General features: G+C 64.1%; 12 protein-coding genes and 1 tRNA gene. 7 read left to right on the forward strand and 6 right to left on the reverse strand.

What is annotated here, in order from left to right:
* Positions 1 to 49 precede the first annotated feature (49 nt).
* From ACX80Z_RS14075 to ACX80Z_RS14095, 5 genes are all read right to left on the reverse strand, one after another.
* A complete protein-coding gene (locus ACX80Z_RS14075; protein WP_024475443.1) occupies positions 50 to 1,105 on the reverse strand; it encodes a zinc-dependent alcohol dehydrogenase family protein in 1,056 nt (351 codons plus the stop codon).
* Between the two features lie 152 nt (positions 1,106 to 1,257).
* On the reverse strand, positions 1,258 to 2,160 hold the full coding sequence (sucD, locus tag ACX80Z_RS14080) for a succinate--CoA ligase subunit alpha (RefSeq protein WP_019483852.1): 903 nt from the start codon (positions 2,158 to 2,160) through the stop codon (positions 1,258 to 1,260).
* A 58-nt stretch (positions 2,161 to 2,218) separates the two neighbouring features.
* The gene (gene sucC, locus ACX80Z_RS14085) at positions 2,219 to 3,388 is read right to left on the reverse strand and encodes an ADP-forming succinate--CoA ligase subunit beta (protein WP_019483851.1); all 1,170 of its coding nucleotides are present in this window, start codon (positions 3,386 to 3,388) and stop codon (positions 2,219 to 2,221) included.
* 143 nt (positions 3,389 to 3,531) lie between these two features.
* Complete coding sequence (gene pcrA, locus ACX80Z_RS14090) at positions 3,532 to 6,024, reverse strand: DNA helicase PcrA (RefSeq protein WP_459316318.1); 2,493 nt, start codon at positions 6,022 to 6,024, stop codon at positions 3,532 to 3,534.
* Between the two features lie 126 nt (positions 6,025 to 6,150).
* Entirely contained in the window at positions 6,151 to 7,695 is a 1,545-nt protein-coding gene (locus ACX80Z_RS14095; RefSeq protein WP_459316292.1) for an alanine/glycine:cation symporter family protein, read from the reverse strand.
* 174 nt (positions 7,696 to 7,869) lie between these two features.
* Here ACX80Z_RS14095 and ACX80Z_RS14100 point away from each other — a divergent pair, with 174 nt between their 5' ends.
* The 4 genes from ACX80Z_RS14100 to yczE all read left to right on the forward strand — a co-directional run bounded on the left by ACX80Z_RS14100 (position 7,870) and on the right by yczE (position 9,757).
* Positions 7,870 to 8,514, forward strand: coding sequence for a hypothetical protein (locus ACX80Z_RS14100; RefSeq protein ID WP_459316293.1), 645 nt, complete (start codon positions 7,870 to 7,872; stop codon positions 8,512 to 8,514).
* Positions 8,515 to 8,532: 18 nt separating this feature from the next.
* Positions 8,533 to 8,609, forward strand: a tRNA-Arg gene (locus tag ACX80Z_RS14105).
* 18 nt (positions 8,610 to 8,627) lie between these two features.
* Complete coding sequence (locus tag ACX80Z_RS14110; protein ID WP_459316294.1) at positions 8,628 to 9,113, forward strand: DUF6314 family protein; 486 nt, start codon at positions 8,628 to 8,630, stop codon at positions 9,111 to 9,113.
* A gap of 11 nt (positions 9,114 to 9,124) precedes the next feature.
* A complete protein-coding gene (gene yczE, locus ACX80Z_RS14115; RefSeq protein WP_459316295.1) occupies positions 9,125 to 9,757 on the forward strand; it encodes a membrane protein YczE in 633 nt (210 codons plus the stop codon).
* A 34-nt stretch (positions 9,758 to 9,791) separates the two neighbouring features.
* Here the strand turns inward: yczE and ACX80Z_RS14120 are convergent, their stop codons facing one another.
* Positions 9,792 to 11,675 (reverse strand): ABC transporter ATP-binding protein, encoded by a 1,884-nt coding sequence (locus tag ACX80Z_RS14120; protein WP_459316296.1) that lies wholly within the window; start codon positions 11,673 to 11,675, stop codon positions 9,792 to 9,794.
* A gap of 219 nt (positions 11,676 to 11,894) precedes the next feature.
* On the opposite strand from ACX80Z_RS14120, the gene ACX80Z_RS14125 reads away from it, so the two are divergent.
* The 3 genes from ACX80Z_RS14125 to ACX80Z_RS14135 are packed head-to-tail and all read left to right on the forward strand — an operon-like array spanning position 11,895 to position 14,187.
* Positions 11,895 to 12,719 carry an amino acid ABC transporter substrate-binding protein gene (locus ACX80Z_RS14125; RefSeq protein ID WP_459316297.1) on the forward strand — a complete coding sequence of 275 codons (825 nt, stop codon included), beginning with the start codon at positions 11,895 to 11,897 and terminating at the stop codon, positions 12,717 to 12,719.
* 27 nt (positions 12,720 to 12,746) lie between these two features.
* On the forward strand, positions 12,747 to 13,406 hold the full coding sequence (locus tag ACX80Z_RS14130; protein WP_459316319.1) for an amino acid ABC transporter permease: 660 nt from the start codon (positions 12,747 to 12,749) through the stop codon (positions 13,404 to 13,406).
* Positions 13,393 to 14,187 (forward strand): amino acid ABC transporter ATP-binding protein, encoded by a 795-nt coding sequence (locus tag ACX80Z_RS14135; RefSeq protein WP_019483843.1) that lies wholly within the window; start codon positions 13,393 to 13,395, stop codon positions 14,185 to 14,187. Before ACX80Z_RS14130 ends, ACX80Z_RS14135 begins: the two co-directional genes overlap by 14 nt.
* The last annotated feature ends 9 nt before the right edge of the window (positions 14,188 to 14,196 follow it).

The raw sequence follows: 14,196 nt of genomic DNA on the forward strand, positions 1-14,196 counted from the left end.
GTGCCGGCATCCGTGTGCAACACGGCTGCCGGCGCGTTCGGGGGTGGGGCTAGGGTTTGAGCAGTACCTTGATCGCGCGGCGCTCATCCATGGCCTGGTAGGCTGCCGCTGCTTCTTCGAGGGGCATCTCGACGTCGAACACTTTGCCCGGGTTGATCTTCCCGGCGAGGACGTCGGCCAGAAGCTCGGGAATGTAGGTGTGGGCCGGGGCCATGCCACCGCCCACGGTGATGTTCTTCGAGAACAGCAGGCCGATGGGCAGTTCGGCGCCGCCGGCGGGAACACCAACAAACCCGAGGTTGCCGCCGGGCCGGGTGCTGGCGAGCGCCTGCTCCATCGACTCCTTGGTACCCACACACTCAAGCACCGAGTCGGCCAGCACTCCCCCCAGCAATTCCCGGACTTTCTCCACGCCGGCATCGCCACGTTCGGCGACGATGTCGGTGGCGCCGAACTCGCGGGCCAGCGCCTGCCGATCCTCGTGCCGGGACATCGCGATAATGCGTTCCGCGCCGAGTCGCTTTGCGGCGAGCACACCGCACAGCCCGACGGCGCCGTCGCCGACCACCACCACGGTGCGGCCTGGTCCGACCTGGGCGCTGACCGCGGCATGGTGGCCCGTGGACATCACGTCGGAAAGCGTCAGGAGGCTGGCGGTCAGCGCCCGGTCGGGGTCGGCCACGCCATCTACCCGGCGCAGGGTGCCGTCCGCCTGGGGGACGCGGACCGCCTCACCCTGGGCGCCCTCGACGTAGTGGCCGAACTCGTCGTCGCCGCCCCAGGAGGTGAGGTGGTCGCACGCCACCGTCACACCATTGAGGCACTGGGGACATTTGCCGCAACTGTCGACGAAGGGGGCAATCACGAAGTCGCCCACCGCCAGGTCTGTAACTTCGGTGCCGATCTCCTCGACGACTCCGACAAATTCGTGCCCGATCGCGCGGGTGCCGCGGTTCTTGCCGATGCCGCGGTAGGGCCAGAGATCCGAACCGCAGACACAGGAAGCGGTGACCTTCACGATGGCGTCGGTCGGACGCTTGATCGTGGGGTAGTCGCGGTCCTCAACCTTGATGTCGCCGGGACCGTGAATGATGGTGGCACGCATGCATACTCCTCAAACTGGGATGTAGGGGTGTTCAGTTAGCCTAACGCGGCCGTCACGCCCCGAATTCCAGCGCAACTGCTCACCAGCCCCGAGGACAGAAAAGGCCCCGGCGGCTGGACTAATCCAGCTGCCGGGGCCCTCCGCTGCAGGAATTACAGTCCCGCGTACACTTCGCGGAGCAGTTTGGCGGTCTCGGACGGCGTCTTGCCGACCTTCACGCCTGCAGCCTCAAGGGCTTCCTTCTTGGCCTGAGCCGTACCCGCTGAGCCGGACACAATGGCGCCGGCGTGGCCCATGGTCTTGCCCTCGGGTGCGGTGAAGCCTGCCACATAGCCGACAACCGGCTTGGTGACGTTGGCTTTGATGTATTCGGCGGCACGCTCTTCGGCGTCGCCACCGATTTCGCCGATCATGACGATGGCCTTGGTCTCGGGGTCCGCCTCGAACGCAGCAAGTGCGTCGATGTGGGTGGTTCCGACGATGGGGTCACCGCCGATGCCGATGGCGGTGGAGAAACCGAGGTCGCGCAGCTCGAACATCATCTGGTAGGTCAGGGTGCCTGACTTGGACACGAGGCCCACGCCACCCTTACCGGTGATGTTCGCCGGGGTGATGCCGACCAGGGACTCCCCGGGCGTGATGATGCCTGGGCAGTTGGGGCCGATGATCCGGGTGACCTGGTTGCCGTCGGCGTCGACCTTGGACTGGGCGAGGGCCCAGAACTCGGCCGAGTCCTGCACGGGGACGCCCTCGGTGATGATGACGACGAGTCCGATGCCGGCCTCGATGGCCTCGATCACCGCGTCCTTGGTGAAGGCCGGGGGGACGAAGACGATCGACACGTCGGCGCCGGTTTCGGTCATCGCTTCGCTGACCTTACCGAAGACCGGCAGGGTGACGTCACCGTGGGTGACGGTGGTGCCAGCCTTGCGGGCGTTGACCCCACCGACCACCTGGGTGCCGGCAGCGAGCATCAGCGCGGTGTGCTTGGTGCCTTCGCCGCCGGTGATGCCCTGCACAATGACCTTGGAGTCTTTGTTGAGAAAAATTGACATACGTTATTCCTTAATCCTTTGGACCCGGCAGAACACTAGCCGGGGAGTGCAGGCTCGATCAGCGGGCGGCGTAAGCCAATTCGGCGGCCTTGTCGGCGCCTTCATCCATGGTGTCGGCGAGGGTGACCATTGGGTGGTTCGCCTCGGCGAGAATGCGGCGGCCTTCCTCAACGTTGTTGCCGTCGAGGCGGACTACCAGTGGCTTGTTTTCCTTGTCGCCCAGGATCTGGAGCGCTTCGACAATGCCGTTGGCGACCGCGTCACACGCGGTGATGCCACCGAACACGTTGACGAACACGCTCTTGACCTGAGGGTCGTTCAGGATGACGTCGAGTCCGGCAGCCATCACAGCAGCCGATGCTCCACCGCCAATGTCCAGGAAGTTCGCTGGACGCACATTGCCGTGGGCTTCGCCGGCGTACGCGACGACGTCGAGCGTTGACATGACCAGACCGGCACCGTTGCCGATGATCCCCACTTCACCGTCGAGCTTGACGTAGTTGAGGTCGTTGGCCTTCGCCTTGGCCTCCAGCGGGTCAGCCGAGTCCTGGTCCTCAAGCTCGGCGTGGCCGGCCTGACGGAACGCAGCGTTCTCGTCGATGGTGACTTTGCCGTCGAGGGCAATGATCTCGCCGCTTCCGGTCTGCACCAGCGGGTTGACCTCCACCAGGGTGGCGTCTTCTGAGACGAAGACGTCCCACAGCTTGATGATCGCGTGGGCAACACCCTCGCGCAGCTCGGGAGCGAACCCTGCGGTCTCCACGATCTCGTTGGCCTTCGCCTGGTCGATGCCCACAGCGGGGTCGACGGCGATGCGGGCGAGCGCTTCGGGACGCTCAACCGCGAGCTGCTCAATTTCCACGCCGCCTTCCACCGAGCACATGGCCAGGTAGTTGCGGTTGGACCGGTCCAGCAGTACCGAGAAGTAGTACTCCTCGGCGATGTCAGCGCCCTGCGCGATCATCACCTTGTGAACGGTGTGGCCCTTGATGTCCATGCCAAGGATGTCCGAGGCGTACTTGAACGCCTCATCGGGGGTCTTTGCGACTTTGACGCCGCCCGCTTTACCGCGGCCTCCAACTTTGACTTGAGCCTTGACGACGACGACACCGCCAATTTTCTCGGCTGCCGCCTTTGCTTCCTCGGGGGTATGCGCCACGATGCCGGCGAGCACGGGTACTCCGTGTGCCTCAAAAAGATCGCGCGCCTGATATTCGAACAGATCCACAGGCCAGTGTCCTTCTACGTCGAAGTAGGTTTACACAGGGAACTTTAGTCCCTTGGCGTTCAGCGCCTTTCACAGACTACCCGTTTAGTGACCAAGGCCACAGTTCTATGGTTTGTAGAAATGTAACCTGATGAGCTAATGAACTACCCCGTCTTGGTCAGCGGCGCATACCTCAGCAGGAGGCGCTTCTCGCCACCGTCGAACGACACTTTCGCCACCGTCTTGTCGCCCGCTCCCTCGACGGCCAGAATGGTCCCGTTGCCGAAGCTGGTGTGGTTGACCTTGTCCCCCACCGCAACTGAGAGCACCTCTTTCTGTGGTTGCACACGCCCGACGACGGTTGCCGACCGGGTGGGCAGCCCGCGCCCGGTGTCGTCGCCGCCCGCGGCACCGGCCCCCCAGTAGGATCCGCTGAACCGGTTGTTGCCTCCGATTGCTGCGCCCCCGGACCAGACCGGCCCGGATGCGCCTTCCCGCTTCCACTTGATGAGTTCGCTGGGCACTTCGCCGACAAATTGCGAGGCAGGGTTGTACTGGCTCTGACCCCACATGCTGCGCACCTCGGACCGGGTGATGTAGAGCCGTTTCCGCGCGCGGGTCAGCCCCACGTAGGCGAGCCGGCGTTCCTCGGCCAGCTCCTTTGGGTCGGTAGCTGAGCGCTGATGCGGGAAGATGCCCTGCTCCATGCCGGTCAGGAACACCACTGGAAATTCGAGCCCCTTGGCCGTGTGCAGGGTCATCAGGGTGACCACACCCAGCCGTTTGGCTTCGGCGACCGCCTGTTCCACCTCGGCAGCCGACCCTTCGGGCGCCGAGGGGATCTGGTCGGCGTCAGCCACCAGCGAGACCTGCTCCAGGAAGTCGCCGAGTGTTCCGTCAGGGTTTTCCTGTTCGTACTCGCGGACCACCGCCACCAGTTCCGCAAGGTTTTCCACCCGCGACTCGTCCTGCGGATCGTTGCTCAGCCGTAACTGTGCCAGGTAGCCGGTCTGCTCCAGCACCGCTTCCAGTGCCGCGGAGGCACCCGACCCGTCGGCCACCTCAGCGAGATCATCGATGAGCTTCACGAAGCCGTTCACTGCATTCAGTGAGCGGGTCGCCAGGCCCGGCGCCTCGCCGGCCCGGCGGAGTCCTGCCATGAAGGACATCCGCTCCCGCTCGGCGAGCGCCGCGACGGCGTATTCGGCCCGGTCCCCGATCCCGCGCTTCGGTTCGTTGAGGATTCGGCGGAGGTTGACGACGTCGTCCTGGTTGACCAGGACCCGCAGGTAGGCGAGCGCGTCCTTGATCTCCTTGCGCTCGTAGAAGCGGGTGCCGCCCACCACCTTGTACGGCAGACCTACGCGCATCAGGATTTCCTCAATGGAGCGGGACTGCGCGTTGGTCCGGTAAAAGATCGCCACGTCGCCAGGACGAAGGTCATCCTCATCCTGGAGGCGGTCGATCTCCTCGGCGATAAACCGGGCTTCCTCGTGCTCGTTTTCGCCCACGTACCCGACGATCGGTTCGCCATCACCCTCGGCGGTCCACAGTTTTTTGTCGGGCCGGTCCGGGTTACGGGAAATCACCGCGTTGGCTGCGCTCAGGATGGTCTGGGTGGATCGGTAGTTCTGTTCCAGCAGGATGGTGCGCGCATTGGGATAGTCGTTCTCGAACTCGACGATATTCCGGACGTCGGCACCCCGAAACGCGTAGATCGACTGGTCCGAGTCGCCGACCACCGTCAGTTCGGCGAGCGGAATGGCTTCCCCGTTTTCGCTGGGGTCCTCCGTGATGCCAACAATTTCCCGCACCAGGGCGTACTGCGCGTGGTTGGTGTCCTGGTACTCGTCCACCAGGACGTGCCGGAACCGGCGGCGGTAGTAGTCGGCCACCCCGGGGAAGGCCCTGAACATGTAGACGGTCTGGGCGATCAGGTCATCGAAATCCATCGCGTTGGCCTGACGCATCCGCTGCGCGTAACCCTTGTAGACCTCGGCGACTGCCTGCTCGAACGGGTCCGAGTAGTTGGCTGAGCTGGCGTAGCTCTCCTCATCGATCAGTTCATTCTTCAGGGCCGAAATTTTGTGCTGGATGGATTTGGGCGTGAACCGCTTGGGATCCAGATCCAGCCCCTTGGCCACCAGGGTGACGAGCCGCAGCGTGTCGGCTGAATCGTAGATGGAGAAGTTGGAGTTCAGCCCCACGGAGGCTGCCTCCCGCCGCAGGATCCGCACACAGGAGGAGTGGAAGGTGGAGATCCACATGCGCTTGGCGACGTCGCCGACCAGGCCTTCGATGCGTTCGCGCATTTCGGCGGCGGCCTTGTTGGTGAAGGTGATTGCCAGGATCCCACCGTGGTGGGCCCTGCCCATGGCCAACAGGTAGGCAATGCGGTGACTGAGCACCCGGGTTTTGCCCGAGCCGGCGCCCGCAACGATCAGTAGCGGCGACCCGCTGTGGCGGACGGCTTCTTCCTGCTGCGGATTCAGGCCCACCAATAGTTCCCGTGCGCGTGCATCGTCCCGGCGCCCGCCGCTGGAGTGCGGCACGTCAGCGGAACCGTCCGCCGGGTCGGCGGCTGCAGGGCGCGCCGACGACGTCGCGCGCCGCCCTGAACTGGCGGGAGTGGAGCCGAGGTGTGGGTCGAAAAGCATATCCATGGTGCCACCAAGTCTAGTTGCTGGCACCGACGAAACCGGTTGGGCAACCCCACCTCACACCCAAACGCCCGCCGGTTCAACGGAACCGGCGGGCGTTTGAACGCTAGATCGTGATGGCGATTACGGCTTGGCTTCTTCGATATCGTCATGGTCGATACCGAGTTGCAGCAACGTGCCGCTCTTGCGGTCGGCCAGGTAGGCCTTCATCTCGCGCTTGATGACCGGCAGCAGCATGTACACACCGAGCAGGTTCACAAAAGCACAGACGAACAGCGCGGCGTCGGCGAAGTTCAGGACCTGGGCGAAGGTCAGGACGGTGCCGACGACGGTGAAGAAGAGGAACACGCACTTGTAGATGATTTCGGACACCTTGCTGCGTCCGAAGAGGTACTCCCAGGCCTTCAGCCCGTAGTACGACCAGGTAATCAGGGTGGAGAAGGCGAACAGGGCAACAGCGATGGCCAGCACAATCGGGAACCACGAAATGACCGATTCGAAGGCATCCGAGGTGAGGATCACGCCGTCGGGAGCGCCGTCGCCGGCCTGCACCTGGTCGATTCCGGCCTGCAGGCTTGGTGCACTGGCAATCACAATCGTGAGTGCGGTCATGGTGCAGATGACCACCGTGTCGATGAACGGTTCGAACATCGCGACGAAGCCTTCACTGACCGGACGGCGGGTCTTGACTGCCGAGTGGGCAATTGCTGCGGAGCCCAGGCCGGCCTCGTTGGAGAATGCAGCACGCTGGAAGCCGACGATCATGACACCAATGAAGCCGCCTGCCATACCGGCGGGGGCGAAAGCACCCTCGATGATGGAGCCGAAGGCCGCTGGGACGTTGCCGATGTTGACGACGATCACGAAGAGGCAGGCCGCGATGTAGACGGCTGCCATGGCGGGGACGAGCCGGCTGGTGGTGGCACCGATTGATTTGATGCCGCCGAGGATCACTGCGCCGACAAGTGCGGCGAGGACAATGCCGAAGATCAGGGCAGCGCCCGCGCTGCCGAGGAATCCGTCGTCGCCGCCGGTGACGTTCTGCACCTGGGCGAAGGTCTGGTTGGCCTGGAACATATTGCCACCAGCCACACCGAAGATGAGGATGGCGACGGCAAAGATACCCGTCAGGATCTTTGCGGGCAGTCGGCCAAACTTCTCGAAAGCGATGGGGAGGTATTTGAACGGCCCGCCGCTGACGGTGCCGTCAGGGTGGACCTCGCGGTACTTCACCCCGAGGGTACATTCAGCGAACTTAGTGGCCATACCAAGCAAACCGGCCAGGATCATCCAGAATGTTGCGCCAGGCCCGCCGAGGGCCATAGCCGCGCCGACACCGGCAATGTTGCCAAGTCCGACCGTGCCGGACAGCGCTGAGGTCAGGGCCTGGAAGTGAGGGACCTCTCCCGGGTCGTCCTTGGAGGAATACCTGCCGCGGACCACTTCGTAGGACACCTTGAGGTGCCGGAACTGGGCAAAGCCGAAGTAGATGGTGAAGATGATGCCCGCGGCGATCAGCCACGCGACAACTATAGGAAAGCTGACCTCCCCAATGGTGATGGGGAAGAACACGATGTTGGAGAACACCTCGGTTACGGGAGCGAAAACCGAATCAATCGCATCCTCGACCGCAGCGAGCCAGCCAATTTCATCCGCAACGCTGGTCATAGGTAGTGCCTGGTTAATTGCCATTCATCTAAACAACCGCAAACCGTGGTGTGTTTGCAATCACAGATGCTTCGAATGGCATATTTGTCACCAAAACGTGATGTAGTTCACAGTTTATCGTCAGTTCGACATGGTGGGATCTGATTTCATCCGGACAGCTGGGATAATCACTCCATGTCCAAGACCCGAGCGCAGATCGCCAAGAAGCACGGACCGGCCGCGGCTGGCATTCCCGATGCCGCTCCAACCGCAGTTCCGCCACGCAGCAACGGGAACATGCTCCTGATCGCCGCGGCTGCCACGGCAGTTCTCCTGTTCGGGTACTACCATCTCCTCGCGCTGGGCCAGCTGGGCCAGCTCGCCGAGGGGCTGACGATGCCCGACATGATGTTTGGTGGTTATGGCCCGGCCCACGTGGCCGATCTGCAGGCGGCCATGGACGACGACGCGCTCGGCCAGCTCAGCTACCTCCATAAGACTGCGGGAACACTGTTCCCGCTCATCTTCGGCATCGCGTGGCTTCTCCTGATCCAGTTGAATGTCGATCGCCGTTGGCTGCGTTGGCTGCTTTGGGCCCCGCCGCTGCTGTTCGCGGTGGTGGACCTGTGGGAGAACGTGGCAATAGATTCGATGCTGGCGGCCACAGCGCCCGACGACGGCCAGGTTGCCTTGGCCTCGGCGCTCACCATCGCGCGCTGGGTCCTGCTGGGGCTCTCAGCCATCGCAGGACTTCTGGCGGTCCTGCTTCCGGGCAGCGTGCGCGGCAAGCTCCCGGTACTGCTAACCGACCCGAATGGGCCAGCGCCCGAAAGCAGGTAAGCTGGTACCGCTGTACCCGCCTCTGTAGCTCAGTAGGATAGAGCGTCCCTCTCCTAAAGGGAAGGTCGTCGGTTCGATTCCGGCCAGGGGCACCACCGTGGATGGGTAGCCCGATGAATGAACCGTTTCGCCTCGGCGCCGCTGACACGCTCCTCAACTATCTGCACGGCTCCTGGACGGTCGAGCGTTCACTGACCGATCATGCCTCCGGTCTGACGGGCCGGTTCACCGGCGTCGCGACCTTCACGTTCGACGACGGCGCCCTCCGCCACGGCGAGCACGGCTCCCTCACCTGGGCAGGGTCCTCACCCACACCAGCGACCCGCGAACTGTTCTGGCGGCCGACAGTAGAACCCCAGTCAGCAGAGGTGTTCTTCCCGGACGGCCGCTTTTTCCACTGCCTCGACCTCTCCACCGGCCAGGATTCGCCCGCACATCCGTGCTCACCCGACGTCTACCGGGGAGAGTTCGTCCTGGTGGGTCGGGATCATTGGCAGTACCGGTGGCGGGTCAGCGGCCCTCAGAAGGATCTGACGTTGCTGACGCGCCTCACCCGGACCGCCGAAACGGAATCGTTGAGAAGCAGCCGCGGGGCGTAATGTCGGCCCCTATGAGCCACCTCTTCCTCCGACGCGTCCCCCAGCTACTGGTTGGCTTGTTCTGCTACGGCTTTGCCATTGCCATGATGATCCAGGCCGGGATCGGCGTGTCACCGTGGGACGTCCTCGGGCAGGGTGTCGCACTTCAGTCGGGGCTCCCCTTTGGCGTCGCCACCAACATCATTGGGCTGCTGGTGCTCCTGCTCTGGATTCCTATCCGGCAGAAGCCGGGCATCGGGACGGTACTCAACGTGGCGCTGGTGGGCCCCAGCGCAGAGGTTGGCCTGGCCATACTTCCGATGCCGACGGAACTCTGGGCGCAGATCCTGTTGTTCACCGGTGGGCTCACCCTCCTGGCGCTGGCAACCGGACTGTACATCGGTGCCCGGATGGGCCCCGGACCCCGGGACGGGTTAATGACCGGCATCAACCGGAAGTGGGGCTGGAAGATCTGGAAGGTTCGTACCCTGATCGAACTCACTGTGCTGGCCATCGGGTGGGTGCTCGGCGGCACCGTCGGCGTCGGCACCGTCGCCTTTGCCCTCTTAATAGGACCCATGGTCAACGCAGCGCTCCCGCTACTTCACATTCCGGACCCGCGCCCCCGTGGCGGCGCGGCCGGCACCGCCGCCCCTGCCACCTGACACGGTCTGCACGGTCTGCACGGTCTGCACGGAACTAGACTCCGGGCGCCACGTTCTTCCTGACCGCGAACTGGGTGCGGTGCAGTTCCGCGTACCTGCCGCCACGCTCCAGCAGTTCGTCGTGGGTTCCGCGTTCGGCAATCTGGCCGTCCTCGATCACGAGGATCTGGTCGGCGGTGCGGATGGTCGAGAGCCGGTGGGCGATGACGATGGCGGTCCGCCCCTCCAGTGCTTCACTGAGCGCTGCCTGGACTGCTGCTTCGGAGGTGGAGTCCAGCGCGGCGGTCGCCTCGTCCAGGATGACCACCCGGGGTTGGGCCAGCAGGAGCCGGGCGATCGTCATGCGCTGGCGTTCGCCGCCGGAAAGCCGGTAGCCGCGCTCCCCCACCATGGTGTCCAGCTGATCGGGCAGTGACCTCAGCAGCGGTTCGAGCCGGGCACGCCGGACGGCGTCCCAGATCTCCTCGTCGGTCGCCCCGGGCCGTGCCAGTAGCAGATTGGATTTGATGGTCTCGTGGAAGAGGTGGCCGTCCTGGGTGACCATGCCCATGGTGTGCCGGAGCGATTCGAAGGTCACGTCCCGCACGTCGGTGCCAGCGAGGCGGACCGCGCCGCTGTCGACGTCGTACAACCGGGACAGCAACTGCGCGATCGTGGATTTACCGGCACCCGATGTTCCCACCAGGGCGATCGTCTGGCCCGGTTCCACCCGGAAGGACACCCCGTGCAGCACCTCCTCGCCGCCCCGGGTATCCAGGGTGGAGACCTCCTCCAGTGAGGCGAGGGACACCTTGTCCGCCGAGGGGTAGGCGAACCGGACGTCGTCGAACTCCACTGAGACCGGACCGTCGGGGATACGTCCCGCGTCGGGCTTCTCCTTGATCAGCGGGTCCAGGTCGAGGACCTCGAAGACGCGCTCGAAGCTGACCAGCGCGCTCATGATTTCCACCCGGGCGTTGGCCAGGTTGGTCAGGGGTGCGTACAGGCGGGTGAGCAGCAGCGCGAGCGTGACCACCTCACCCGTGTTCAGCGCACCGTTCAGGGCCAGGGCACCGCCGAGGCCGTAGACCAGGGCGAGGGCGAGCGCGGAGACCAGCATCAGTGCGGTGACGAAGACCCACTGGAGCATGGCCATCCGGACGCCAATGTCGCGGACCCGTGCGGCGCGGACCGCGAATTCCTGCGACTCCTCGTCCGGGCGGCCGAACAGTTTGACCAGGGTGGCACCGGGGGCGGAAAAGCGCTCGGTCATCTGCGTGCTCATCGCCGAGTTGTGGTCGGCGGCCTCGCGACGCAGGGCGGCGAGGCGGTTGCCCATCCGGCGCGCGGGCAACAGGAAGATCGGCAGCATGATGACGGCCAGCACGGTGACCAGGACCGACGTCGTCAGCATGACCACCAGGGTGAGGGCGAGCGCCACAATGTTGCTGACCACCCCGGAGAGGGTGCCGCTGAAGGCCTGCTGCGCGCCGATCACGTCGTTGTTGAGCCGGCTCACCAGTGCGCCCGTCCGGGTGCGGGTGAAGAAGGCGATCGGCATTTTCTGTACGTGGTCGAAAACGGTGGTGCGCAGGTCCAGGATGACTCCCTCACCGATCTTCGAGGAGAACCAGCGGGTCGCCATGGACACCACGGCGTCGGCAACCGCTACTAGTGCGATGACGACGGCCAGCCAGATGACTGTCTCAAGCCCGGTGCCGGCAATGATTTCGTTGACCACCTGGCCAGCGAGGACCGGCGTCGCGACCGCGAGGAACGCGGACACCACCGACAGCGCGATGAAGAAGATCAGTTTGGTCCGGTACGGCACAGCAAATCTCAGGATGCGTTTCAGCGTTTCCTTCGAGAATTTGTTGTTGCTGTCCTTGGCGGTGGAAATCCGGTACAGGGAATTCCAGGCAGCGCCTTCCATGCTCATGTATAAGCCTCCGTTGCTCTGGTGTTCAGCTTATGCCCGCAGCCCCCGGGGACGAGTCCGGAGCGGCCCAAGGTCGCACGGATCACACCGGCGGCCGGAACTAATTCCGCTGAGGGCTTTGTTGCACTATGTGGCTCCGCACGTTGTGCCCGCACAACCATGCCCTGTACAACGGCAGGAGACCCCTGAACCATCCCCAGTTATTAAGGACCCGCAAAAATGTTGACCCGTCGTCTTTCAATCCTTGGCGCAGCCACCGCTCTCACCCTGGGCCTGGCGGCCTGCGGCGGCGGAGAAACCACCGGGGAGCCAGCTGACGGCAGCGCCTCTGCGGGACCCACCACGCTGCAGGAAATCCAGGATGCCGGCGTCATCACCGTCGGCACCGAGGGAACCTACCGTCCCTTCAGTTTCCATGAGGGCGGCGCGGGCGATCTGACCGGGTTCGACGTCGAGGTCATCACCGCCGTCGCCGAGGAACTCGGTGTTGAGGCGGAGTTCGAGGAAACCCAGTGGGACGCCATCTTCGCCGGGCTGGATGCCGGCCGGTTCGATGTCATCGCGAACCAGGTCTCGATCACCGACGAGCGCCTCGAAAACTACGATTTCTCCGATCCCTACACGGTCAGCACCGGTGTTATTGTGACCACCGCAGACAACACAGATATCACCTCCTTCGAGGACCTCGAGGGTAAGACCACCGCTCAGTCGCTGACCAGCAACTGGCACGCGCTGGCGCAGGAAAGCGGCGCCGAAATTGAGGCAGTCGAAGGGTGGGCGCAGTCAGTCGCACTCCTGGAACAGGGGCGGGTGGACGCCACGATCAACGACACGCTGACCTACCTGGACTACCAGCAGACCAACCCCACCGACGCGATCAAGATCGCCGCTGAAACCGATGAGGAATCCCTGAGTGCCTTCGCCTTCACCAAGGGCAGCGACGACCTGATTGCCGCAGTCGACGAGGCCCTCGCCAGTCTGCGTGCAGACGGTACGCTTGCGGAAATCTCGGAGAAGTACTTCGGCTCCGACGTCACCGAATAGCACCGGCTAGCCACACGGAGGAACACCATCGACTGGACACTGTTCTGGGATTCGCTCTGGCCTCTGGTCCTGGGCGGGCTGACGGGCACCATCCCGCTGTCTCTGTCGTCGTTTATCCTCGGCCTGCTCCTGGCGCTCGTGATCGCTTTGATGCGGTTGAGCAGCAACCGGTTCGCGTCAGGAGCGGCCCGGGTGTACGTCTCGATCATCAGGGGCACTCCCCTGCTGGTGCAGCTGTTCGTCATCTTCTATGGGCTGCCCTCGATCGGGCTGGTGATTGATCCCTGGCCCAGCGCCATCATCGCGTTCTCCCTGAACGTGGCCGGCTACGCGGCGGAGATCATCCGTGCGGCGATCCTGTCCGTCCCCAAGGGCCAATGGGAGGCCGGGCACACCATCGGCATGTCCCGCACCCGAACCCTGCGCCGGATTATCCTGCCGCAGGCCGCCCGTGTGTCGGTACCACCCCTGTCCAACACGTTCATCAGCCTGGTGAAGGACACTTCCCTGGCATCACTGATCCTGGTGACCGAACTGTTCCGCCAGGCGCAGGAGATCGCAGCGTTCAGCCAGCAATTCATGATGTTGTATCTGGAGGCCGCGCTGGTCTACTGGGTGTTCTGCCTCGTTCTCTCCAGCGGGCAGTCCTATCTGGAGAAGAGGTTGGATCGTTATGTCGCACACTGAGCCCGCTGCCGGCCGCTCCGGTGAACCGGGAAACCTGCTGACCGTGACCGGACTCAGTAAATCGTTCGGCGACAACGTGGTGCTGAAGTCGATCGACCTGGCGGTCCGGCCCGGTCAGGTCACTGCCCTGATCGGGCCGTCCGGCTCCGGTAAAACCACAGTGCTCCGCTGCCTCAACGGGCTCGAGACGCCCGACGGCGGAACAGTCTCGGTCGCGGGTGGACCGTCGGTGGATTTCGGCGGGCAGGTCAAAGCCAGGGACCTGTCGGCGTTGCGCGACCAGAGTGCCATGGTCTTCCAGCACTACAACCTGTTTCCCCACATGACCGTCCTTCAGAACGTCATCGAAGGACCCATGCAGGTCAAGAAAACCCGCAGGGCCGACGCCGTCCGGGACGCTGAGGCGCTGCTCGCCCGGGTGGGATTGGCCGACAAGAAGGACCAGTACCCGTTTGAACTGTCGGGCGGGCAGCAGCAGCGGGTCGGCATTGTGCGCGCGCTGGCCCTGAAACCGGCGCTGCTGCTCTTTGATGAACCCACCTCGGCGCTCGACCCGGAGCTCGTGGGTGAAGTCCTGGGTGTCATCAAGGAACTAGCCGACGAGCAATGGACCATGGTGATCGTTACCCATGAGCTGGCCTTCGCCCGCGAAGTTGCCGATGAAGTGGTCTTCATGGACGGCGGCGTGGTGATCGAACGCGGCCACCCCGACACCGTGCTGCGGGCGCCCAAAGCGGAGCGGACCAAACGGTTCGTCCAGCGCCTCCTCCACCCGTTCTGACCCGTTCTG

It is taken from the genome of Arthrobacter sp. TMT4-20, from assembly GCF_054510775.1.

Excerpts from the sequence above, each read along its gene's own strand:
- ACX80Z_RS14100 (WP_459316293.1), top strand. The coding sequence starts at position 7,870 with ATGTCCAAGACCCGAGCGCAGATCGCCAAGAAGCACGGACCGGCCGCG.
- pcrA (WP_459316318.1), bottom strand. The coding sequence starts at position 6,024 with ATGCTTTTCGACCCACACCTCGGCTCCACTCCCGCCAGTTCAGGGCGG.
- ACX80Z_RS14125 (WP_459316297.1), top strand. The coding sequence starts at position 11,895 with ATGTTGACCCGTCGTCTTTCAATCCTTGGCGCAGCCACCGCTCTCACC.
- ACX80Z_RS14135 (WP_019483843.1), top strand. The coding sequence starts at position 13,393 with ATGTCGCACACTGAGCCCGCTGCCGGCCGCTCCGGTGAACCGGGAAAC.
- ACX80Z_RS14095 (WP_459316292.1), bottom strand. The coding sequence starts at position 7,695 with ATGACCAGCGTTGCGGATGAAATTGGCTGGCTCGCTGCGGTCGAGGAT.
- yczE (WP_459316295.1), top strand. The coding sequence starts at position 9,125 with ATGAGCCACCTCTTCCTCCGACGCGTCCCCCAGCTACTGGTTGGCTTG.
- ACX80Z_RS14120 (WP_459316296.1), bottom strand. The coding sequence starts at position 11,675 with ATGAGCATGGAAGGCGCTGCCTGGAATTCCCTGTACCGGATTTCCACC.
- sucD (WP_019483852.1), bottom strand. The coding sequence starts at position 2,160 with ATGTCAATTTTTCTCAACAAAGACTCCAAGGTCATTGTGCAGGGCATC.
- ACX80Z_RS14075 (WP_024475443.1), bottom strand. The coding sequence starts at position 1,105 with ATGCGTGCCACCATCATTCACGGTCCCGGCGACATCAAGGTTGAGGAC.
- ACX80Z_RS14110 (WP_459316294.1), top strand. The coding sequence starts at position 8,628 with ATGAATGAACCGTTTCGCCTCGGCGCCGCTGACACGCTCCTCAACTAT.